The 21,495-nt window shown below is 56.4% G+C and carries 19 protein-coding genes; 13 read left to right on the top strand and 6 right to left on the bottom strand.

The features are described 5' to 3' along the window. Positions 1–2 precede the first annotated feature (2 nt). The 4 genes from J0X15_RS03440 to J0X15_RS03425 form a co-directional block, all read right to left on the bottom strand. Complete coding sequence (locus J0X15_RS03440; protein WP_206938200.1) at positions 3–815, bottom strand: ATP-binding cassette domain-containing protein; 813 nt, start codon at positions 813–815, stop codon at positions 3–5. Between the two features lie 73 nt (positions 816–888). Next, positions 889–1,938: an ABC transporter substrate-binding protein gene (locus J0X15_RS03435; RefSeq protein WP_206938198.1), complete on the bottom strand. Its 1,050-nt coding sequence runs from the start codon at positions 1,936–1,938 to the stop codon at positions 889–891. Positions 1,939–2,293: 355 nt separating this feature from the next. Then, a complete protein-coding gene (locus tag J0X15_RS03430) occupies positions 2,294–3,394 on the bottom strand; it encodes a LacI family DNA-binding transcriptional regulator (RefSeq protein ID WP_206938196.1) in 1,101 nt (366 codons plus the stop codon). 341 nt (positions 3,395–3,735) lie between these two features. Beyond that, a complete protein-coding gene (locus tag J0X15_RS03425) occupies positions 3,736–4,344 on the bottom strand; it encodes a flavin reductase family protein (RefSeq protein WP_206938194.1) in 609 nt (202 codons plus the stop codon). A gap of 723 nt (positions 4,345–5,067) precedes the next feature. On the opposite strand from J0X15_RS03425, the gene dctP reads away from it, so the two are divergent. The 3 genes from dctP to J0X15_RS03410 all read left to right on the top strand — a co-directional run bounded on the left by dctP (position 5,068) and on the right by J0X15_RS03410 (position 7,978). Then, positions 5,068–6,051: a TRAP transporter substrate-binding protein DctP gene (dctP, locus tag J0X15_RS03420; protein ID WP_206938192.1), complete on the top strand. Its 984-nt coding sequence runs from the start codon at positions 5,068–5,070 to the stop codon at positions 6,049–6,051. Between the two features lie 101 nt (positions 6,052–6,152). Next, positions 6,153–6,665 (top strand): TRAP transporter small permease, encoded by a 513-nt coding sequence (locus J0X15_RS03415; protein ID WP_206938190.1) that lies wholly within the window; start codon positions 6,153–6,155, stop codon positions 6,663–6,665. Then, positions 6,665–7,978, top strand: coding sequence for a TRAP transporter large permease (locus J0X15_RS03410; protein WP_231710246.1), 1,314 nt, complete (start codon positions 6,665–6,667; stop codon positions 7,976–7,978). Before J0X15_RS03415 ends, J0X15_RS03410 begins: the two co-directional genes overlap by 1 nt. Positions 7,979–8,155: 177 nt before the next feature. Here J0X15_RS03410 and J0X15_RS03405 read toward each other — a convergent pair whose 3' ends face one another. Further along, positions 8,156–9,037: an MBL fold metallo-hydrolase gene (locus J0X15_RS03405; protein WP_206938188.1), complete on the bottom strand. Its 882-nt coding sequence runs from the start codon at positions 9,035–9,037 to the stop codon at positions 8,156–8,158. A gap of 253 nt (positions 9,038–9,290) precedes the next feature. Between J0X15_RS03405 and J0X15_RS03400 the strand changes: the two genes are divergently transcribed. From J0X15_RS03400 to J0X15_RS03355, 10 genes are all read left to right on the top strand, one after another. After that, positions 9,291–10,058 carry an ABC transporter ATP-binding protein gene (locus J0X15_RS03400; RefSeq protein ID WP_206938186.1) on the top strand — a complete coding sequence of 256 codons (768 nt, stop codon included), beginning with the start codon at positions 9,291–9,293 and terminating at the stop codon, positions 10,056–10,058. 3 nt (positions 10,059–10,061) lie between these two features. Further along, the gene (locus J0X15_RS03395; RefSeq protein WP_206938184.1) at positions 10,062–10,937 is read left to right on the top strand and encodes a branched-chain amino acid ABC transporter permease; all 876 of its coding nucleotides are present in this window, start codon (positions 10,062–10,064) and stop codon (positions 10,935–10,937) included. Next, the gene (locus J0X15_RS03390) at positions 10,937–11,992 is read left to right on the top strand and encodes a branched-chain amino acid ABC transporter permease (protein WP_206938182.1); all 1,056 of its coding nucleotides are present in this window, start codon (positions 10,937–10,939) and stop codon (positions 11,990–11,992) included. The genes J0X15_RS03395 and J0X15_RS03390 overlap by 1 nt, the downstream gene beginning before the upstream one ends. A 46-nt stretch (positions 11,993–12,038) precedes the next feature. Next, positions 12,039–13,244: an ABC transporter substrate-binding protein gene (locus J0X15_RS03385; RefSeq protein WP_206938180.1), complete on the top strand. Its 1,206-nt coding sequence runs from the start codon at positions 12,039–12,041 to the stop codon at positions 13,242–13,244. 5 nt (positions 13,245–13,249) lie between these two features. Further along, entirely contained in the window at positions 13,250–14,032 is a 783-nt protein-coding gene (locus tag J0X15_RS03380) for an ABC transporter ATP-binding protein (RefSeq protein ID WP_206938178.1), read from the top strand. Between the two features lie 6 nt (positions 14,033–14,038). Continuing rightward, complete coding sequence (locus J0X15_RS03375) at positions 14,039–15,214, top strand: acyl-CoA dehydrogenase family protein (protein WP_206938177.1); 1,176 nt, start codon at positions 14,039–14,041, stop codon at positions 15,212–15,214. Beyond that, entirely contained in the window at positions 15,214–16,152 is a 939-nt protein-coding gene (locus tag J0X15_RS03370; RefSeq protein WP_206938176.1) for an acyl-CoA dehydrogenase family protein, read from the top strand. Before J0X15_RS03375 ends, J0X15_RS03370 begins: the two co-directional genes overlap by 1 nt. Position 16,153: 1 nt before the next feature. Continuing rightward, complete coding sequence (locus J0X15_RS03365; protein ID WP_206938175.1) at positions 16,154–16,933, top strand: enoyl-CoA hydratase/isomerase family protein; 780 nt, start codon at positions 16,154–16,156, stop codon at positions 16,931–16,933. A 28-nt stretch (positions 16,934–16,961) separates the two neighbouring features. Next, positions 16,962–17,936 carry a D-2-hydroxyacid dehydrogenase family protein gene (locus tag J0X15_RS03360; RefSeq protein WP_209015015.1) on the top strand — a complete coding sequence of 325 codons (975 nt, stop codon included), beginning with the start codon at positions 16,962–16,964 and terminating at the stop codon, positions 17,934–17,936. A gap of 155 nt (positions 17,937–18,091) precedes the next feature. Continuing rightward, positions 18,092–20,176, top strand: coding sequence for a 3-hydroxyacyl-CoA dehydrogenase NAD-binding domain-containing protein (locus J0X15_RS03355; RefSeq protein ID WP_206938174.1), 2,085 nt, complete (start codon positions 18,092–18,094; stop codon positions 20,174–20,176). Positions 20,177–20,244: 68 nt separating this feature from the next. On the opposite strand, the gene J0X15_RS03350 is transcribed toward J0X15_RS03355, so the two are convergent. Beyond that, positions 20,245–21,465 carry a CaiB/BaiF CoA transferase family protein gene (locus J0X15_RS03350; protein WP_206938173.1) on the bottom strand — a complete coding sequence of 407 codons (1,221 nt, stop codon included), beginning with the start codon at positions 21,463–21,465 and terminating at the stop codon, positions 20,245–20,247. Positions 21,466–21,495: the final 30 nt, after the last annotated feature.

Here is a 21,495-nt window from a genome sequence, read left to right as displayed (position 1 = left end):
CATTACCCCTGAATCTGCATTGCCGCTGCACGCTTGCTAGCGCGACGGGTGACGGCATTGTCCGTTGCGCCGGTGATGGCGCCGACCAGTTCTTCATTGCTGGAGTCGGGTGAGAAAACGCCGTTGTTGCGGCCTAGGCGGAGAACAATGACTCGGTCTGCAACCGCACGAACGTCTTCCATGTTGTGGGAAATCATGATGACACCGAGGCCCTTGTCCCGAACCCGTTCGACAAGGTTCAGCACCTCGGCTGTCTGAGCGACGCCGAGGGCTGCCGTCGGCTCGTCGAGCATGATGATCTTCGGATTTAGGAGAAGAGAACGGGCAATCGCCACGGTCTGCCGTTGCCCGCCGGAAAGTGAAGCAATCGGTTCCCTGACACTTGGAATGCGTGCGGCCAGCTCGTTTAGAAGCTCCCAGGAACGAACTTCCATGGACACCTCATCCAGATGCCATGGATTGCGCTCCTGCCCGAGAAAGATATTCGAGACAACATCGAGGTTCTCGCACAGGGCGAGGTCTTGAAAAACAGTGGCAATGCCCAGGTCGAGCGCATCGCTGGGTGACTGCATGTCGACTTGTTTGTTTTCAAAATGGATGGTTCCGGAGGTTGGCGCATGAACGCCGGAGAGCACCTTGATCAACGTCGATTTGCCCGCTCCGTTGTCTCCCACCAGGGCCACAACTTCACCAGGGCTGACGTCCAGTTCGATATCGGTCAGCGCTTGAACTGCGCCGAAGTTTTTTGAAATACCGCGAAGGCTCAAGATCGGTTGGCTCTTCGCTTCGGATTGGGAAAGGGGGGCGGTCGTCATATCCGGCTCGTTCCTGCTTGTACCTGCTGGGAAGCCGCCCGGCCCTAAGGTCGAGCGGCCAGCTCGGGCGGTGTTACTGGATCCCCAGCTCCGCGCAGCCTTCCGCATACCGGCCGGTGCAAAGCGTTTCCGCAGTCTGAATGTCCTTGTCGATGATTTCGGCTTTCAGGTTCTGTCGGGTGACGACAGCAGGAACGAACAACTCTGATGGTGTGTCATAAAGCGTTGTCTTGGCTTCAGGAGTTTCACCGTTAAGGAACTGAACGGCGACACGTGCTGCCGCTGCAGCGACGATCTCGGAAGGTTTGGAGATCGTGTTGTACTGATCGCCAGCAATGATCAACTGCAAGGCTGCGATGGTTGCGTCATTGCCGGTTACTGGCGGAAGTGGGTCTACCCCGTTCGCCTTTAAGGCGGCGATTGCGCCGCCGCCAGTGCCGTCATTGGCAGCAACAATGCCAATGATCTGGTCCCCGAAGCGTGTGAACTGACCACTGGCCCATTCCTGAGCCTTGGGCGGGGCCCAGTCTGGCGTGTCGAACTCAGCCAAGGTCTTGTACTGTCCTGTGGCAATACCAGCGTGGATTCCGTCCTTTATCAGGCCAGCGGCTGCGTCGGTTGGCGATCCATTGATCTGCAGCAGGCCGCCAGCTTCTGGCGAAACACCCTGTTCTTCCAGATGGACAACCAGGGATTCAGCGATCGCCTTGCCGATGCCTTCATTGTCAAACGAAACATAGAAATCGGCGGTCTTGTCAGGGATCGGGCGATCATAGGCAATGACTTTTACCCCCTGGCTCTGAGCGAGCGCGACGAGAGACGCCGCGGCGCTGGAATCCACGGGATCGAGGACGATGACCTTGGCGCCCTGGGTGATGACGGAGTTGAACTGCTGCTGCTGACGGGCCACATCAGCGTCGGCGTTCTGGTAGATCACAGTGCACTCGGGGCAGAGCTTTTCCATTTCGGTCTTGAAGCCCGGGAAGTCATGCTCTTCGTAGCGTGTGGATGCCTGGTCAGGCATCAGAAAGGCAACTGTGCCTGATGCGGCTTGTGCAGCGCTCGTCAAAAGGACGGCGGTGACGGCGAGGGCGCCGACGAATGTCTTGTTTTTAGGGTACATTTCAGTTCCTCCATTGAAACAGTCCTGGACCATCTGACTTCGATGCGATGGCCGAACTTGTTGGTTTCCTGAAAGACCACTGTTAGAGTTGAGCAAGCACGATCGAATCCGGTCGCGGCCCTCACGCATCAGCCGTTGCATCGGCGAATGTGTTTCAATGGGCCGTCGGATGAACAGGGATCTACCTGCCGCTTCTGCCAGTGGGTTTTTCAGGACGATCTTGCTGACGCGCGGGGCTGTTTACGGCGCCCGCGCGTTTGCGTTCTCGACCTTGTTTCCTCCTCTTCCTCCCGGTGTGTTCCTTGCGGCTTTTGCCGCCTGTCTGCCCGTTGCCTTTATTGCTGGCGATCCGGCATCAGTGGACTTTCTTCGTTGGCCTCACGTCCTTGCCAGGCTTTGCGAGCTCCAGTCCTCCCTGATCCCTGCTGTCCTCCTCGATAACAGGGGTCAGGTCGCGCACTGAGGCGCGCACGATGAGGCTGGCATTGAGAACCGTCGGGGTCACCGGTTCGTGAGGTCCGTGCCCAATACGAATCTTCAGGCGGGCCCAGGCGGTTTCCGCGATCTCGTCGGCTGGCTGGCGGATAGCAGTCAGGCCGGTGTTTCTTGCCGACATCCAGGCGTAATCATCAAATGCGATGACGGACGCACGGGCGGGAATGTCGATTTTGTGCTCGGCCAAAGCCGACAGCACACTGAGGGCTGTCACGTTGGTCAGGGCAATGATGGCTTCTGGCTGCGGATTGCGTTCCATCCAGTCCAGAAAGGCTCTGGTGCCTGCTGCAATGTCGGTGCCAAGATTGAGGATGGTTGGCGGGAAGCCTGTGGCTTCTGAAATAATCGCCGCAGCTCCGTCTTTGCGTTCGACGATGGGCGGATGGTCGAGGCTGGATACCCCGATTGCAATGTTGCGATGGCCGCGTTCCAGCAAGTGCCGCGCTGCAATTTCGCCGGCTTCGCGATTGTCGATAGACACAGTGTCGGCGATGGCATTGCGGGTCGCCACCCGGTCAACCAGCACCATTGGCAATGTATGTCTGGCGTCCTTCAGTTCCTGGGGGATTGTTGCCGAACAGGGTACAGCAATCAGTCCCTCGGGACGCCATGAGAGCAGGGCCTTCAGGCGGGAAGACTCCACCTCACGGTCATTATGGGAACTGGCAACGATGACATCGTAGCCCTCGGCATAGGCTGCCGTTTCCAGGCGCGAGATGATCGTGGCAAAGAAGGTGTCGGTGAGGTCCGGTACCAGAACGGCGATAATGCGCGTGCGGCCGGACCGAAGCTGGGAAGCTGCCCGGTCAAGCTGATAGCCAAGCTCATGCGCTGCCTGGCGAACGCTTTCTTTCAGCTCATCGTTGACAGGTTTGCGCCCGGAAAAGACGTTCGAGACGGTGGCTATCGAGACGCCTGCCAGTGCTGCAACTTCTTTGATGGACGGCTTTTTCCTCGACATTTCGCAGCGCCTCCCAACACTGTTAAACGTTTTACGGTTAAACGTTTAACACAATACTTTTCAAGGACGCAAGCGAGATTCTTTGTCAGTTCAAAAAGCTCTCGGCGACAGATCCTGTGTGAACTGGAATTGTCAACTTTCTACCGAACATGCGAGCCGCAAGGACAAGACGGCTCAAGTGCAGAAAATTTCACAACAAATGGTCAATATGGGGGGAGGCCCAATGCGAGAACGCGCATTCAATAGAGGTTTGCGATCATTCAAAATAACAGAAGAAAAAGCCCGCCAAGAGAACTCCGGCGGGCTTTTGTAAACTGCAGTTGATCCGGGTGGGCGAGGCCTTAATGATTTGGCAGATCGGGGCGGGGCATGTTGAACAACTCGGTCGTTAGCTGGTAATCCCAATAGCCACATCGTGCAATTGTTCCAGCTTTGACCATGTCGAACAAACCTTCGGTGAGATAGGCCTCATCGATGTGAACGCCGACGACTTCGGCAATCGCCATGACGCGCTCGCCAGCATCGCCGTTTAGATCCTTGAGTGGAAGAATTTGAGTAACCTTGCATTCCAGGGCGGCGGGAGTTTCGGCGACGCGGGGAGCTGATATCATGCGGCTTTCAACCATCGTCAGTCCCGCAGCTTCGAACTCGTTCACGTTGGCGGGGTGGGCGCGCGATGTCTCGTTCATGCGGTCGGCAAGCGCCTTGGTCGCCAGATTGACGACAAATTCTCCACTTGCCTGAACGTTGGTAATTGAATCCTTGATGCCTTCGGAAGCGAACATCACCATCGGTGGATTTCCGGCGATCGCATTGAAGAAACTGTAAGGCGCCAGATTAACAACGCCGTCAGCGGAAACTGAGGAAATCCATCCGATCGGCCGCGGTGCGACAATCGCGCGAAAGGGATCGTGCGGAAGTGAGTGACCAGTACGTGGCTCGAAGAACATTGGTTTTCCGTATTTGTGGAGTTCAGAGTGCCCCTGGGTGGGCTCGCCAGATAGGTCTACAGTTGCTCCTTGCTTGTCAAGGGAGTGCAGAGGCGCAATGAAAGTAATAAAATTCAGTATTAGGGTTGAATTTCTGGCATAAATTTAAATTTTAAAATAAATAAATAGTATTTATAGTATTATTTAAAGCACTAATCAATTATTTCGGATTGTAATCTATAAAATTCTAATAAATTGACGATTTTTCTTAGGGTTGTTTCTAGGTTTGCGATTTTTTGTTATTTTCCGCATCGATTGGAAACCATCTTTTTGAATTACGCAACGATAAGATTATTTTTGAATTTTTTAAATATTTAATTGGAATGATTTATATTTTTATTCTGATATAATTGTAGTTTAAAATATTATTTTGTATTTTTTAATATAAAATCTATATAATTTTTAGTATATTTAAAATTTTAATTATTAATTTTTATTATAAATACATAATATAATTATATTAATACTTATTATAAAGCATCGTAAAAGAATATATAAAATATATACAGCCTTCTAGGCGTCGTGTGTCGTTTGCTTTCGATCGAAACTAAGGCAATTCTCAACCGAACTTCAACGCCGCGTTGAAGGTGGGGGGTGTCCGTGGAGTGCGGGCTCCGGGCTGGACGAAACAATCGCAAGTGACGTGCCGCAAGAGCACGCCGACTTCGACAATGGGAGTGAAACATGTTCAAGAAATTCGTGGTGAGCGCGGCGATTGCCTGCGCTGTCCTGACACCGGGCGCGCAGTTTGCGCAAGCAAAGACGCTGCGCATGATCGAAAGCTGGCCGGAAAGCAACAAGATGGCCTATATGCCGGCCGTCCAGTTCAAGCAGAACCTAGAAGCTCAGAAGGTTGGTCTCGACGTCGAGATAACTGGACCCGAAGCCATTCCTGCTTTTGAGCAGATCACTCCTGTATCGGCAGGCGTGATGGACCTCATCTATACCTACCCGGCCTACCATTCGAAGGCCTTGACCGTCGTGACCAACGCGATGGAGCCGGATATGGACAAGATCCGCTCGTCTGGTGTTTTCGAGGTCATTGATAGGTATTTTCAGGAAAACCATAACCTGAAGCTGTTGGCCAACGTGGCTGTCGGTTCTGCAGGGTATCACTGCTATCTGCGCGAAGCTGTCTCTGAAAACGGCGATTGGGCCGGCCGCAAGATCCGGGGTGTTTCAACCTATGTCCCGGTGATCGAAGCGCTGGGCGGCGTAGCTGTCAACACCGACATGGGGGAGGTCTATTCTGCGCTGGAGCGTGGTGTCGTTGATGGTGCCTGTGCACCTCAGAGCGTCTTCCTCGCGACGAAACACTTTGAAGTGGCGAAGTACCGCACCGAGCCAACGTTTGGACAGCTCGTGTCCTACATCGCGATGAACCTGGACAGCTGGAATGATCTTTCCGACGAGGAAAAAAAGGCTGTGGAAGCAGCTTCGATCCAGACCGAGAAAGATACCATCCGGATTGGCAATGAGAATATTGGCAATGATCTCAAAACCCTCGAAGAAGCAGGCGTTCAGGTAACTGAATTGCCAGGCGAATCCTATGATAAGGTCAGAAAGGCCTATTACGACGGTGTCTGGAAACTTGCGGAAGATTGCTGTGGAGTCGAGCTTGCAAAAGATCTCCGTTCCAAGGCAATTGAGGCTGGGCTTACGAAATAAGGGCTGATCGGCCCTGCCTCGGTTGGATACGTGCTACCCAACCGAGGCGGCTCAGTCGTTTCTCGCCCTGGTCTTTGCCTTTCCTGTCTGGCTGTAAAATCATGCGACATACCTTGTCCGCTCTCAACCGAACTCATGACGCGGTCACGACCGTCGGCTTCAAGCTGGCCCAGTTTTGCCTGTGTGTGATTGTCTTCGCCTACGGCTTCGAAACCGTCGCTCGTTACTTCTTCGCCTCTCCGACCTGGTGGTCCAATGAGATCGTTGCCTATGCGCTTTGCATCGGCACATTCCTGGCGTTTCCGCAGGTCAGCCGAAAGAGCGGGCACATCACGATTACCTTTGTGACAGAAAGCCTTTCACCGCGCTCAGCCGAAGTTGCACGGGTTGTGTTGACGCTGGTAAGCGCTGCGACCTGCCTGCTGGTGGCTTGGATCTGCCTCAAGGCAAATATTCAGCAATATGTGCGCGAGGAACTTCTTGTCCGCGTCAAACCCATTCCCAAGGTCTGGCTGTCGGTCTTCATGACCTACGGGTTTTTCAGCTCGGGGCTGTATTTCCTGCGTCAGTCATTTGAGCGCTCTGCTGTCGGAAAAACGAAAGAAAACTACTGATGGAATGGTGGGCAATTCTCTCCGGAAGCCTGATACTTCTTCTGGCCGCCTTTCTGTCTGGCGTGCCGATGTTCATTGGCTTTCTGGTAATCAATATCGCGACTGTACTGACAATTGTCGGGCCGCGCGGCTTTATCCTTGTTTCGAATTCTATCTTCGATTCTGTCAACATCGGTGCCTTGTCGGCGATTCCGCTGTTCATCCTGATGGGGGAAATCCTGACCCGGTCTGGCTCGGTTGAGAACCTTTTCAGGGCAATGGACGGACTTATCGGCAAAGTGCGCGGGCGCCAGTACGTCCTGACAATTCTCGTCTCGGTCATCTTTGGAGCACTCTCGGGCGCTGCGATGGCGGTTGCCGCCATGCTGGGGCGTTCTCTATTCCCCACGATGATGGCGCGCAATTATGATCTCAAGCTGTCAATCGGCGCGATCATGGCGGGAGCATCGCTGGCACCTATCATCCCTCCCAGCGTCCTGATCGTGATCGTTGCCACACTGGCCGACGTTTCCATCGGCAAGTTGCTGATTTCCGGAGTTGGCCCAGGCCTGGTCGCAGCTGTTCTGTTTCTTGGCTACATCGGGTTCCGTGTGATGCGGAACCCGGCACTGTCACCGGATGCAGACATCGCGGAGGACGCCAAGGGCTGGGGTGGCAAACTGCGTTCGGTCATTCTGATGCTGCCGTTCTCGATCATCGTCTTTTCGGTGATGGGTTTGATCCTGCTTGGTATCGCGACCCCTTCCGAGGCGGCTGCAACAGGTGTGCTCGGCTCGATCGTGGTGTCGATGGTGTACCGAAGCTTCAGCATCAAGATGCTGCTGGAGGCACTGGAAAACGCGGTTTTCATCACGGCGATGATCATGGCGATTGTCTTCAGCTCAAACCTGTTCGGCCAGTTGCTCGCTTTCACCGGCGCGACCCGCCATCTGGTTGAGCTTGGCGAAGTGTTCGCTGGTCAGCCATACATGGTTCTGGCCGTGTTGTTGGGCATTGTGTTCATCATGTGTATGTTTATCGACCAGATCGCCCTGATGCTCATTCTAGTGCCAATCTATCAGCCGTTGGTGCAATCGACTGGGTTCGATCCGATCTGGTTCTGGTTGCTGGTGTTGTTGAACCTCACCGTGGGGGGGATGACACCGCCCTTCGGCTATACGATGTTCGCTTTCAAGGCGACTGCGCCACAGGTCTCGCTCAGCGATGTCTACAAGGCTTCCTGGCCGTTTGTGGGGCTTTTCATCCTGCTGATGGTGCTTGTGGCGATCTTCCCGCCGATTGCAACCTGGTTACCATCCCTAATGAATGGTTAGGTCTATGGCAAAAGAAACGAGAAAGGCCGGGATGACCCCCCGGCCTTTCTCGTTCAGCCGGTGTCCTGATCGAACAGGTGGGGCGAAAAACAAAATGGCCGCGCTTCCAAGGGAACCGCGGCCACTTGAGATGCCGACAGAGCCTATCCCGTCCGGTGGGCGGGCGGGTCAGGGCTGTCAGGGCATGACGTCTGACGGGCGATAGGCATAGCCCTCAGCGGTTTTTTCGATGTAGCCGCAATGGGTGCCGCCAAAGTGTGCTGGAAGAATCAGGCAACCATTTTCTGCGGCATAGGAGAGGATGGACTTGCGCGTTTCACGCGCGAGGACGCCGTCTTCACAGAACTTGCTCGACCACTCCGGATTATAGACCTGGATCGGTTGATGCATGACATCGGCGATGAACAGTGCCTCTTCACCTTCATCTCTCAGTCGGATTGCCATCTGGCCAACTGCGTGGCCGGGGGTCTTGATGAAATCAATGCCCGGCAGGAAGTTCTGCTCATCCCCTTCTACCAGCTTCACCGTTGCCTGTTCCAGCAGTGGCTTCACGCTGTCGACAAACGGAAGAACCGCACCAGCAGGCTTTTCCTTTGCGCCGATGAGAGGATCCTTTGCCTCACGATCCGTGCGGGTCATCACATAGGTTGCGTTCGGGAACGTCGGAACCCATTTCCCGTCGCTTAGCACTGTGTTCCAGCCCACGTGGTCAATGTGCAGGTGGGTCAAAAGCACATAGTCAACATCTTCCGGAGCCACGCCAGCTGCCTTCAGTCGCTCCAGATAGGGTGTATCCAATCCGGCAAATCGTGGAGAAAGCGGGCGATCCTTAGTGTTGCCACTTCCGGTGTCGATGAGGATGGTCAGGTCCGGTCCCTTGACCAACCAGGTGTGGATTGAAGTGGCAAAGCTGTCGTCCGCGGTATCGTAATAGTCGCCGACAAACCAATCCTTGATCGGCTCAACCCTGGCTTCATCCCAGTCGGCGAAGAGAGACTTGTGCTCCCTTACGACGACTTCCTCGATCCGGTGAATTTCGTATCGGCCGATCTTGATCACTAACGTCCTCCCTAGTCGTCATCGCGCGTTATGTCGCGCTCTGTATCTTCTTGTGATCCATAGGGTAGGGTAAAAAAATGCCCTCGTCTTTTCGTAATATGGAAACATACTTTGCGATCGCCCCTGTTTCCGGAGCTCCCGCCAGCCCGTACCGTCTAGGCACAAAATAAACGAATGAAGACCATGCAGCGTCTCTCCGTCTGAAGCGGGTGGCGTGGAAAGCATTGGCTGGCAGTGGGAGGAACGGCGCAAGATGGGCGTTCTGTTAGCCATTGATGACGTGAACTTGTCATTTGGCGGGGTGCATGCGCTCAGCGGCGTTTCGCTGGACGTGGAAAAGGGTCGGGTAACATCTATCATCGGGCCGAATGGCGCGGGGAAGACCAGCCTGTTTAACGTCATCTCCGGCTTCTACACGCCGCAATCCGGGTCAATTCGCTTCGAGAAACAAGAGCTTTCCGATCAAGCGCCTTATCAGCGGTCGCCGGTGGGGATCTCCCGCACATTCCAGAACATCGCCCTCTTTTCTGGTCTGACTGTTCTGGAGAACATCAAGCTAGGTGCTCACTGCCAATTGTCGTCCGGGTTGCTGTCCTCCGCGCTGTGGTGGGGGAAGGCGCAGCGGGAGGAAGCTGCCCTGTCCCGACGCATCGATGAGGAAATTATCGACCTCCTCGACCTAAGAGAAATTCGTGACCGGCCAATCGCCGGGCTGCCCTATGGCTTGCAGAAGCGCGTCGAGCTGGCGAGAGCCCTTGTTGGCCGTCCCAAGCTGCTAATGCTCGATGAGCCGGTAGCCGGCATGACCTCGTCCGAAAAACAGGAAATGGCGGGCTACATCCGCCGCTGCGTCGATGAGTGGTCAACGACCGTGCTGCTGATCGATCATGACATGACCATGGTCATGGGTCTGTCCGATCACGTGGTGGTGGTGAACTTCGGCAAAGTCATTGCCAGCGGCGCGCCTGCCCAGATGCAGGAAGATCCCGCCGTGATTGCTGCCTATCTGGGGGAGAATTGAACCATGCTGCGTCAGTTCATTGAATTCTCCATCATCGGCATTGCCTCAGGCGGCATGTACGTTCTGTCGGCTCTCGGCTTCGTCATCATCTTCAAGGCGACGCGTGTTTTCAATTTTGCCATGGGCGAGATGATGATGGTGTCCGCCTTCCTGTTCCTGACTGCGAGCAAGACATTTGGCCTTCACTGGGGACTGGCTTTGCTGGCGACCCTGGGCTTGAGCGCCGTTCTGGCGTTTCTCATGGAACGGTTCGTGCTGCGTCGAATGATTGGCCGGCCTGTCGTGGTGCTGGTGATGGTCACGCTGGGACTGGGATCGATCCTACGCGGGTTGGCGGGATTGATCTGGGGGCATGAGATCTTCCAGTTGCCGGACTTTCTGCCACGCGCACCGATTTTCATGGGCGATGTACTCATTCCTGGAAAGCTCGCCTGGAGTTTCCTTGGAGTGGCGGTCATCGCGGTCGGGTTCATTGCCTACTATCGCTATTCCCGTGCAGGAATAGCCATTCGTGCCACTTCGGCGGATTTGGTAACCGCAGAAGTCCTTGGCATCAACGTGCGTGGTGTCTTCACCATGGCGTGGGTTCTGGCTGGTCTGCTCGCCGCAGGTGCGGGCATTGCCGCCGCCTCGGTCAATGGGGTGTCGCCACAATTGGGCTTTGTCGCGCTGAACGTGCTTGCCGTCATCATGCTTGCCGGGCTTAGCAGCGTCGGCGGCGTCGTGATTGCCGGTATTTTCATTGGTTGGCTGGAGACGATCGTCGGCGCTTACCTCGGCGCCTCCTGGCAGAGTTTCCTGCCTTATGTCGTCGTACTTGCCGTGATGTTGATAAAGCCGAACGGGTTGTTCGGTGAAGCCCGAGTGGAGCGCATCTGATGTCCGTTTCTTCCAACGCTTCCGCCCGTATGGTTCCCTCTGCGCCTGACACAAACAGCTGGATCACGCTTGAAACCGTCTCGTTGGTGGTCTTTGCAGCGGTTGCGATCACGCTCCCGGCCTATGCCTCCGTCTATGTGCTGTACATGGCGTGTCTGGTGGCCATCAACGTCATTGCCACCGTCGGTCTGAACATTACCGTGGGCTATACGGGATTGCTCTCGATCGGCCACTCGGCGTTCATTGGCGTCGGCGCTTATGCCGCTGGTCTGGCCATGGTGCATCTGAACACGCCTTTGCCGGTCAATGTCCTGATTGGCGGCGTCTCAGCGTTTCTGGTCGGTCTGGTTTTCGGCATTCCGTCCTTGCGCATCAAGGGAGTCTATCTGGCCATCGCGACCCTGGCTGCCCAGTATTCGCTCTACTTCGTTTTCCAGAACTGGACTTCGGTGACCGGTGGAGATCGCGGGCTGAACCTGCCGGCGACGAACCTCTTCTACCTCGGCGATACCGGGTTTTATTACGGCGCATTGATTCTTGCGGTTCTTGCTTGTGTCGCGGCGCGCAATCTGTTCCGCACGCGGGTTGGTCGATCGCTCATCGCAGTGCGTGAGCGCGATTACGCCGCCGAAGTTCTCGGTATCAACATCGTTCGAGCAAAGCTTCTGGCTTTCGGGATCGGGGCAGCCTTCGCCGGTGTGGCCGGTGCATTGACGGCTTCCTTTTTGCGCCTCGTCAACCCGGACCAGTTCACGCTCATGGTTTCTGTCTTCTTTCTGGCGGCAGTCGTCGTCGGTGGGCGCAGCTCCATCATCGGTTCAGTCCTGGGTGCGGCTTTCATGACACTTATTCCCGACGCCTTGCGCGAGATCCTGTCGCTGACGTCGCCCGGTGGAACGGCGAATGTCGCAGGCCTGCTCTCGCCGCTGAGGGAAATCATCTTCGGGGCGCTGATTGTCGGCTTCCTGATGTTCGAACCGCGCGGGCTCATGGGCTTGGTCGAAAGACTGCGCGGACGAAAAGAACTCGTTGGATCGGAGGCCAGCGGGGATTGATCGGGCAGCACGGCTACCGAATCGCATCGCTTGGGAGGAAAGTGAAATGACATTGTTTAAGAGCATTCTGGCGGGCGGGCTTATGGGCCTTTCCGCACTTACACCCGCCAAGGCGGAAGAGGCACAGGGCGAGCCGCTCAAGTTCTCGATCGCCTTGCCCCTGTCCGGCCCGCTGGCCTTTAGTGGACAGGTGCAGCAGGCCGGGTGGCAGACCGCACTTGCCTGGATCAATGAGCAAGGTGGTGTCGATGGTCGTCCGATGGTCGCCGATTTTTATGATGATGAATATAAGGTCGATCTCGGTGTTGCCGGCTTCAAGAAGGCGGCTTCTGCCGGCGACCTGGTTTTTGCTGCGGGTGATGGCACTCCATTCGTCCGGGCTATCTCCCCGGAAAACAACGACACCTACCGCATTTTGATGTCTGCCACCGGCTTTGCGTCCGATCTGGTGGAAACCGACAAATACGCTTACCACTTCCTGCCGGGTCCGACTTATTCCGACATGATTGGCGCTCTGCTGAACTATATCGACGACAACAAGTCTGGCGATGCTGCGCCCAAGGTGGCCCTGGTCTATTCGGCGACCGAGTTCGGGCGTGATCCGCTTGAACATTTCAGGTCACATGCCGCCGAGCTCAACATCGATATAGTTCTCGAGGAAGAGACCAAATGGTCAGGCGTTGATGTGACGTCTTCCGCCATCAAGCTGCGCAATGCAGCTCCTGACTATGTCATCTTCCACGGCTATGCCGGGAATGTCTGGCCAGAGATCCTGAAGACCGCCAAGGACTATGGCGTCCAGGCCAAGTTCATGGGAACGGCCTACAACTCGGACCCGGAGATGGTCAAAAGCGTTGGGGAATACGTCGATGGCTATCTCGGCGTTGTTCCCTACATGTTGAATGTTGATGCTGTTGAAGGCGAGTACCTCAATGCGGTCCGCACATCGCTGCAATCGTGGGAGGGCAAGCCTTACAGCGGATATGCCAATATGGGCTATGTCCAGAGCTGGCTGACAGCCTTGGTCTTGCGTGAGGCAATCGGCTCTACGCTGGACGCTGGCAAGGATCTGAATGGACCGAACCTGATTGGGGCAATCAATGACCTGAAGGATTGGGACAGTAAGGGCATCGTTGGCGACGTGACCTTCGTCAACCAGCGTCTGCCGAAGGCCATTATCTACAAGTACAATGTAAGTGCCGACAGCTTCTCGATGGAGCCTGCTACCGACCTCGTAACTGTGGCTGAGTGAGCAAGATGGCATTGCTGAACATCGAAGGCCTGAGCGTAGTCTATGGCGGTGCAATCGATGCCGTCAGCGATGTCTCGTTGAAAGTCGAGGAGGGCGCATTGGTCGCCCTCCTCGGATCAAATGGTGCGGGTAAGTCGACCATTCTGAAGGCGATTTCCGGCATTCTCGAGTTTGAAAGCGGCGCGATTACCAGCGGCGATGTTCAATTTGAAGGACAGTCCGTTGTTTCCATTCGCGCTCATCAACGTGCCCGCAGCGGCGTGATGCATGTGCGTGAAGGGCGGCATGTTTTTGCCAGCATGACGGTCGAGGACAATCTCAAGGCCGCCGGGTTTGCTGTCGGAAAACGCCACCCTGTTCCGGGCAAGAAAGACATCGAGCGGATCTATGACTTCTTCCCCCGGCTGGGAGAACGTCAGGGCGGACTGGCCGGTTTCCTCTCCGGTGGGGAGCAGCAAATGCTGGCCATCGGACGGGCGATGATCTCTCGGCCCAAGCTGATGCTCGTCGATGAGGCGTCTCTAGGGCTGGCCCCCATGATTGCTGAAGATATCTTCACGATCCTCGCGCAGATCAATCGGGAAACGGGGCTCTCAATTTTGGTCGTGGAACAGAATGTCAACCTGTCCCTGAAACACGCTGAGTACGCCTACATTCTCGAAAATGGACGCATCGTTCTGGAAGGAACTCCGGACGGTATCGGCGGTCGTGAGGCAATTTCTGCACTTTATCTTGGCGGGTCAGGGCATTCAGCTGCGACCGCGCCGCATTTAGTGAGGGGACGCTGAGGGGCCATGGATATCAGATTGACACCAGAGCAGGAGGCGTTCCGCGACGGGCTGCGCATCTGGCTGAGCTCCAACCTGGAGCAAGATTGGGATGGAGACCGGTACCGGGGCCCGACAGATGACGTTGAGAACTTTGCGCTCCAGCATGCCTGGGAACGCAAGTTGCACGAGGGCGGATACGGTGGACTTCATTGGCCGACGGCCTATGGCGGGCGAGGCCTGGGGATCGTTGAATACTTTGTTCTGATGGAAGAACTCGGTCGAGTCGCAGCACCGGAGGGGATCAATTCCATCGGCCGTGAGCTGGTTGGTCCGATTATTCTGGACGCCGGTACGGAAGCGCAAAAGCGCCGTTTTATCCCACGCATCATTTCGGCCGATGACATCTGGTGTCAGGGGTTCTCCGAGCCGAATTCAGGCTCCGACCTCGCCTCTGTTCAAACCTTTGCATCGCGTACGGATGATGGCTGGGTGATCAACGGCCAGAAGGTCTGGACCAGCTACGCCCAGTTTTCCAACTGGTGCATCCTGCTTTGTCGTACCGACAGAACCGTGCCGAAGCATAAGGGCATGACCCTCTTTCTGGTTCCGACGGCACAGGACGGGTTGGAAATCCGCTCACTTCGTCAGATCACTGGCCGGAGGGAGTTCAACGAGCTGTTTCTGACGGAAATGCGGATTCCCGATAGCCTCAGGTTGGGTCCGGTCAACGAAGGTTGGCAGGTCGCAAACCGGGTTCTCGCTTTTGAACGGGGGACAACCCGGCTTTATCGTCAGGCACGTTTTGCGCATGAACTGCGCGGCCTGGCTCGTCTGGTGCTTTCCGGTGCAGGCAACAAGCGTGCTGACAAGGCATTGCTATTTGGCAGGTTGAGTGCCCGCCTTGGTATTTTGCGACAGCATAATCTGCGCATCGTCAGCCGAATTGCCGCAGGTGAGGCCATCGGGCCTGAGGCCAGTCTCCAGAAGCTCAACTGGTCGATCCTCCATCAGGATATAATGGCCGATGCGGGAGAGCTGCTGGGCGACGCTTTTCTGGAACATCCTGCGGCTGAGCGGTTCCGCGAGACCTACCTGCAGGCCAGAGCAGAAACTATCTATGCCGGCACCTCGGAAATCCAAAGATCGATCATTGCCGACCGGGTTCTGAAACTCCCACGCGCCAGAAAGGAAGGGGTCTGATGCCTCTGGAATTTTTCCGGACCGCCGACGATCGGTTGCTTTTCGATGCCGTGAGCAATGCATTTTCCGCTGACCGCCAGGAATGTGAGCCCGATGCGCCCGATGCGGAAAGCCGTGCAGCAATGACAATCGGCAGACAGGGCTTGATCCAACCGGTCAATATGCCCGGACGCTCTGCCGAAGGCGTCAGCCTGATCGAGGCCAGCGCGATCGTCGAGGCTGCGGGGATGTCTCAGGTTCCCTTTGCGTTGAGCGAGAGCTTGGTTCTCGTTTCGGCGCTCACAGCGGCCGGAACAGTTGTTGGCGACGGCCTACTGAATGGTGACGAGAAGGTCGGTGTGGCGCCCTTCTCTCATGTGAATTCCGAAGTCGACTGGGTGCTTCATCCGGGCGCGATTGATGCCAACGCCTGCAACGGGCAATTCAAGGAGGGAGCGGCAGGTCAGAAAGTTGAGGTCGACCTCGATCTCCGACCTCTCCTCTGGGTCTTGATGGCTGCTGATATTCTCGGAAGTGCCCAGGCGATGTTTGACAAATCCCTGGGGTTCATGGGGGAGCGACATCAGTTCGGTCAACCTCTTTCCAGTTACCAGGCGCTGCGCCATCGCGCTGCTGACGATTGGGTGCTGCTGGAGGACATGCGCGCCGCCATCGATTATGCGGCAGTTCTTTTCGACAGCGCAGCGGAGCCGGGAGAAATCCTGCAGGCGGCACGGATTGCCAAAGCCACGGCCAGTCACGCCGGGCCGGTAGTCGCTGAAAATGCAATCCAGCATCACGGTGCTGTCGGTTTTACTTGGGAATTTGGTCTGCATTTCGGCTTGAAACGCATCAAGAGCCTGTCGCTCAGACAGGGCACTGCATCGGACCATTATCGGCTTATCGGCGAGCAATACCTTGCTGATATCGCCAAGACTTTCGTCAATTCAGGAGCATAAAGTGTCGGAAGAGTACAAACATCACGGCGTCGAGATCACGGACAAAATCGCTGTGGTCACCTGCGACCGGCCACCGGTCAACGCTCAAAACAGGGGCTCACGCGAAGAACTGATCGAAATCTTCGATATGCTGAGCGACCGGGATGATGTCAATGTCGTTGTGCTGACCGGGGCGGGCAAGACCTTTTCCGCCGGTGCAGACATCAAGGAACGCGTTGGGATGGAAGCCCAGCACGGTGACTATGTTCGACACAACCGGCTGACACGCGAATTCTTCTACGCGGTCAGTGACTGCGAAAAACCGGTCATCGCCGCTGTCAACGGGCCTGCGATCGGTGCCGGGTTCGCCCTGATGCTCGCCTGCGATATCATGCTGGCCTCCGAAACCGCATACTTCGTCATGCCTGAAGTCGATGTCGGGTTGGCCGGCGGGTCGGCCTTCCTGATGGAGCATTTCTCCAAGTCGCGGGCGCGGGCCATGTATTTCACCGGCCGTCGCTATCCCGCTTCTGAACTTTATCGTCTTGGCATCATCGAAGCGGTTCTGCCGCCAGAGCAATTACTGGAAGAAGCCATGGCCTATGCGCGCGAGATCGCCGCAAAGTCGCCGGTCGCCCTGCGCACCGCAAAGCGCGCATTCGGGACGGTTGGGGAGATGCCAGTGCGCGACGCCTATCGTTACGAGCAGAGCCTGACGGTCGCCTTGTCCCACACAGAAGATGCAAAGGAAGCTCAACGGGCCTTCGTGGAAAAGCGCAAGCCGGTCTTTAAGGGAAAGTAAATGCTTCCTCACAAAAAGGAACGGCCGTATGGCGAATAGCAAACCGAGCATGGTCCTGCTGGATGATTACCAAGGTGTCGGTCTGAAAATGGCCGACTGGTCGTCGGTATCCGAAAGGATCAACATCACTCAGGTGACCCATCCGCTGGACGATCAGAGTGCCACGGTCGCGAAGCTGGCGGGGGCTGAGATAGCCCTCGCAATGCGCGAGAGGTCGGTCTTTGACGCGGCCCTGCTGGATCAGTTGCCGGATCTGAAGCTGCTGATCACCACCGGAATGGTCAATGCTTCCATTGATATGGACGCAGCCAAAGCGCGCGGCATCACCGTTTGCGGTACGCCCGGATCGCGTGGCGCTGCGGCGGAGCATGCCTGGGCGTTGGTGATGGCACTGGCGCGTCATATCCCTACGGAAGTTGAGGGGCTGCGGTCAGGTGATCCTGCCTGGCAGAAAACCATTGGCTTTGAGCTGCGTGGCAAGACCCTTGGGATTGCCGGCTTCGGCAATCTCGGCCAGCGGATGGCGCGCTTCGCATTGGCGTTTGACATGGACGTGGTTGCCTGGAGCCGCAGTCTCACCGAGGAGATCGCAGCTCCACTTAACGTTCAGCGTGCAGAGAATCTGGATGTCCTGTTGGCAAAGAGCGATGTCCTGAGCCTCCACCTTCCGCTTGCCAAGACAACACGTGGAATGATCGGTACCCGCGAATTGGGTCTGATGAAGCCGGGATCATATCTGATCAACACGGCACGCGGTCCAATTGTCGATGAAACAGCGATGATCGAGGCGCTGAAGTCCGGGCAATTGGGTGGGGCAGGGCTCGACGTTTTCGAGATCGAGCCGCTGCCGACGGATCATCCGTTTCGCGCGCTGCCCAATGTCGTGGCCACACCGCACATCGGTTACGTGACGCAAGAGACCTACGAAATCTACTACCGAGGTGCCGTCGAGGCTGTTGCAGCCTATCTGGACGGTGAACCGATCCGGGTTCTGAACTCCTAGGCGATTGTTTAGCCATCCAAAAGCATCACACCGGCGTTGGGCCTCAAGGCGCATGCGTTTTGTCGCGGTGCCGCGCCATGTGAGCGTCCGGTGTCGCGTCGGCGCAGAAAACGAAAGACCGCTACAGGCGGAGCATCACGAGAAGGCACTTGAGTATGAGTGACATGACGAATTCGGCACCGGGTGGTCAGGTCGAGGTATCGCACAGGATGTTGGAAGATGGCCGGAAGATCGCCATCGCAACGATTGACTTCCCGCCGATCAACGCAGGATCTCTGGCGCAACGAACGGCAGTACTGAAGTGTTTTCAAAAGCTGGCGCAAAACAGCGACCTGGCAGGTGTGATCCTGAGAGGAGCGGGAAATAACTTTGTCGGCGGCGCAGACATTCGTGAGTTCGATGCCCCGGCTCAGGCCCCCCATTTGCCGGATGTCATCGCGGCCATGGAAGCCTGCCCCGTGCCGATCGTCGCTGCCATTGATGGTGCTGCGCTTGGTGGTGGTTTCGAACTGGCGCTGGGCTGCGATGCGCGGGTGGCGAGGCCAGCGGCGCTTGTCGGCCTGCCAGAAGTAACCTTGGGGCTGATCCCGGGTGCAGGTGGCACACTGAGGACATCACGCCTGATCGACACGGCTGCGACCGTGGAGCTCGTCACCTCAGGTCGTCGGGTGAAAGCCAATGAGGCGCTTTCGATGGGCCTGGTTGATGTGGTGGTTGACGGTGAAGACCTTCTGGAAGGTGCGATAAGACAGCTGCAGAGCATGGGCGGAGCCAAACGCAAGCTCAAGGATCTGCCCGTCATCCTGGCAGGAGCTGAAGATTTTGAGGTGGCCTGCCAATCAGCGCTGCGAAAAGCACGCGGCGCCAATGCAGTTGCGGAGGCGATTGCAGCCATTCGGGATTCTGCCATACTGCCATCGGACGAAGCCCTGACAAAAGAGCGACATACTTCATTGCGCTTGCGACGCGAGCCGCAATCCAAGGCACTGCGTCACCTGTTCTTTGCCGAGAAGGCGGCAATGAAGCTACCGGCAAGCGTAACGCCCGCCAAGATCTCGGAGGTTGGCGTCGTTGGCGCCGGGCGTATGGGGCAGGGCATTGCGGTGGCCTTTGCCCAGCGTGGCTTTAAGGTTCTTCTTGCAGAAAAGGATCCGGAGGGCCTTGAGCTTGGTCTTCGGGCAATTGCTGAGACCGCGAAAAGCCTGGAAGCCAAGGGTCGGATTGACTCTGCAAGTGAACTTCGAGCTAGGGTCATCGGCGTAAGCCTGGCAGGCATGGCCAGCTGTGACCTCGTTGTTGAGGCGATCTTTGAAGACATGCAGGTCAAGAAAAAACTGTTTTCAGATCTCGAAGCCTTGCTGCGTGACGAGGCTATCATTGCCACGAATACTTCCTATCTCGATATCGATGAAATGGCCTCAGGCACACGTCTTCCGGGACGCGTTGCGGGTTTGCATTTCTTTAATCCGGCCAATGTGATGCGGCTGGTAGAAGTGGTGCGCGCGGAAAAGACTACCGACAGCACGATTGCTGCGTTGCTCAATCTGGGTCGCAAGCTTGGCAAGTTGCCTGTGGTTGCGCGGGTTGGTGATGGGTTCATCGGCAACAGGATTTTCGCTGCCTACCGTCAACAATGTGAGTTTCTACTGGAAGAAGGTGCCTTGCCAGACGACATCGATCAGGCGATGCGTTCGTTCGGGTTTGCTATGGGGCCGTTCGAGGTCTTTGACCTCGCTGGGTTGGATATTGCCTGGGCACAGCGCAAGCGTCTGGCTCCGACCCGTGATCCTCGGGCGCGTTACGTTGATATTGCAGATCAGCTGTGTGAACTACAGCGCTTCGGCAAGCGAGCGGGCGCGGGATGGTACAATTATGCCAGTGGCAAGGCCGAGCCGGATCCGTTGGTTTCGGCGTTGATTGCAGCCGCCGCGAAGGCAAGAGGTGTTGTCGATCCGGTCAAGACTACTGAGACCATCCAGCAGCGGCTCTTGGCAGCAATTGTCAACGAAGCGGCTCTTCTGTTGGGCGAAGGCGTCGCCCAGCGACCCTCGGATGTTGATGTGGTGATGGCTCACGGCTACGGTTTTCCAAAGCTCAAGGGCGGGCCTTTGCATTGGGCCGCAGCGCAGCCACGTGAAGAGGTTCTAGCCAGCATCGAGGAGATGGCAAACGCCAGCGGATACGGCATTGAGCCGGCTGCAAACCTGGCAATCGTTCTGGATCAGGTCGATAATGTCTGACGCCTGAGGGGTCTGGTAACAAAAAGCCCGCCGAATTGGCGGGCTTTTTTTGCGTATGGGCATCCGACTTAAAGAACGCCGGCCGACTGCATCGCCGCAATGTCCTCGTCGGAGTATCCTGCCTCCTTCAGCACATCAGTCGTGTCAGCACCAAGTAATGGAGGAGCCTTGGTGGCACGGGTCTTGCTGCCGGCCATCCGAATGGGTCCGAAGACCTGAGGGACACTCCCGGACAGCGGATGATCCAGGTTGCCCTGCATTTCACGGGCTTTGATCTGAGGTTCTTCAAACACCTCAGGGACTGTGTTGATGGGACCGGAGGGAACGTCTTTGTCGTTCAGACGGGCGAGCAGATCTGCACGGTCGTATTTGCCGAAATGATTGGCCAACCGGCCCAGCAACTCATCGCGATGCTCAACTCGTCCCTTGTTGTAGGTCAGTCGGTCGTCCTTGAGCATTTCATTGTCGCCCAAGGCTTCGCACAGCCTGCGGAACTGGCCATCATTGCCGACCGCGAGCACCATGTATCCGTCCTTACAGGCAAAGACCTGTTGCGGCATGATGTTGGGATGGCCATTGCCATAGCGTTTGGGCGTGTTGCCGGTAAGCAGGTGGTTCATTGCCTGATTGGCCAGCAGGCTTGTCTGGACATCCAGCATGCCGACGTCGACATAGTCGCCCTTGCCCGTGACATTACGGTTTGCTACCGCAGCCAGAATTCCGATGACGGAATAGAGACCGGTGGTCAGGTCGACCATCGGAACGCCGATTTTCTGCGGCCCTGCGCCAGGTTTGCCGTCAGCCTCGCCGGTGATGCTCATCAAACCGCCCATGGCCTGAATGAGGAAATCGTAGGCTACCTGCTTGCTGCGCGGGCCGGTTTGTCCGAAGCCGGTGATCGAGCAATAAATCAAACCGGGATTGAGTTCCTTGAGACTGTCGTAGTCGAGCCCGAAGCGCTCCAGGGTGCCGACCTTGAAGTTTTCCAGAAGGATGTCTGATTGCTTGGTCAGACGCCGGACGAGTTCCTGACCCTCCGGTGTCTTGAGATTCACCGTGATCGACTTCTTTCCCCGGTTACAGGCCAGGAAGTATCCAGATTCCCGGGTGGCGTTGCCTTCCTTGTCTTTGAGAAACGGAGGGCCCCAACCGCGGGTGTCATCCCCGGTTCCAGGTTGTTCAACCTTGATGACTTCTGCTCCGAGATCGGCCAGCACCTGACTGGCCCATGGACCCGCCATGACGCGGGAGAGATCAAGAACCTTGAGATGGGAAAGCGGTCCCGGCATGAACAGTCCTTTTCGGTATATCGTGGCAAG

The organism is Roseibium limicola (assembly GCF_017313085.1).
Lineage (GTDB): Bacteria > Pseudomonadota > Alphaproteobacteria > Rhizobiales > Stappiaceae > Roseibium > Roseibium limicola.
This window is presented reverse-complemented; position numbering and strand designations above follow the sequence as displayed.

What these genes read in the sequence shown, in the direction of transcription:
- J0X15_RS03440 (WP_206938200.1), bottom strand. Translation starts at nt 815, where the DNA reads ATGACGACCGCCCCCCTTTCCCAATCCGAAGCGAAGAGCCAACCGATC.
- J0X15_RS03435 (WP_206938198.1), bottom strand. Translation starts at nt 1,938, where the DNA reads ATGTACCCTAAAAACAAGACATTCGTCGGCGCCCTCGCCGTCACCGCC.
- J0X15_RS03430 (WP_206938196.1), bottom strand. Translation starts at nt 3,394, where the DNA reads ATGTCGAGGAAAAAGCCGTCCATCAAAGAAGTTGCAGCACTGGCAGGC.
- J0X15_RS03425 (WP_206938194.1), bottom strand. Translation starts at nt 4,344, where the DNA reads ATGTTCTTCGAGCCACGTACTGGTCACTCACTTCCGCACGATCCCTTT.
- dctP (WP_206938192.1), top strand. Translation starts at nt 5,068, where the DNA reads ATGTTCAAGAAATTCGTGGTGAGCGCGGCGATTGCCTGCGCTGTCCTG.
- J0X15_RS03415 (WP_206938190.1), top strand. Translation starts at nt 6,153, where the DNA reads ATGCGACATACCTTGTCCGCTCTCAACCGAACTCATGACGCGGTCACG.
- J0X15_RS03410 (WP_231710246.1), top strand. Translation starts at nt 6,665, where the DNA reads ATGGAATGGTGGGCAATTCTCTCCGGAAGCCTGATACTTCTTCTGGCC.
- J0X15_RS03400 (WP_206938186.1), top strand. Translation starts at nt 9,291, where the DNA reads ATGGGCGTTCTGTTAGCCATTGATGACGTGAACTTGTCATTTGGCGGG.
- J0X15_RS03395 (WP_206938184.1), top strand. Translation starts at nt 10,062, where the DNA reads ATGCTGCGTCAGTTCATTGAATTCTCCATCATCGGCATTGCCTCAGGC.
- J0X15_RS03390 (WP_206938182.1), top strand. Translation starts at nt 10,937, where the DNA reads ATGTCCGTTTCTTCCAACGCTTCCGCCCGTATGGTTCCCTCTGCGCCT.
- J0X15_RS03385 (WP_206938180.1), top strand. Translation starts at nt 12,039, where the DNA reads ATGACATTGTTTAAGAGCATTCTGGCGGGCGGGCTTATGGGCCTTTCC.
- J0X15_RS03380 (WP_206938178.1), top strand. Translation starts at nt 13,250, where the DNA reads ATGGCATTGCTGAACATCGAAGGCCTGAGCGTAGTCTATGGCGGTGCA.
- J0X15_RS03375 (WP_206938177.1), top strand. Translation starts at nt 14,039, where the DNA reads ATGGATATCAGATTGACACCAGAGCAGGAGGCGTTCCGCGACGGGCTG.
- J0X15_RS03370 (WP_206938176.1), top strand. Translation starts at nt 15,214, where the DNA reads ATGCCTCTGGAATTTTTCCGGACCGCCGACGATCGGTTGCTTTTCGAT.
- J0X15_RS03360 (WP_209015015.1), top strand. Translation starts at nt 16,962, where the DNA reads ATGGCGAATAGCAAACCGAGCATGGTCCTGCTGGATGATTACCAAGGT.
- J0X15_RS03355 (WP_206938174.1), top strand. Translation starts at nt 18,092, where the DNA reads ATGAGTGACATGACGAATTCGGCACCGGGTGGTCAGGTCGAGGTATCG.
- J0X15_RS03350 (WP_206938173.1), bottom strand. Translation starts at nt 21,465, where the DNA reads ATGCCGGGACCGCTTTCCCATCTCAAGGTTCTTGATCTCTCCCGCGTC.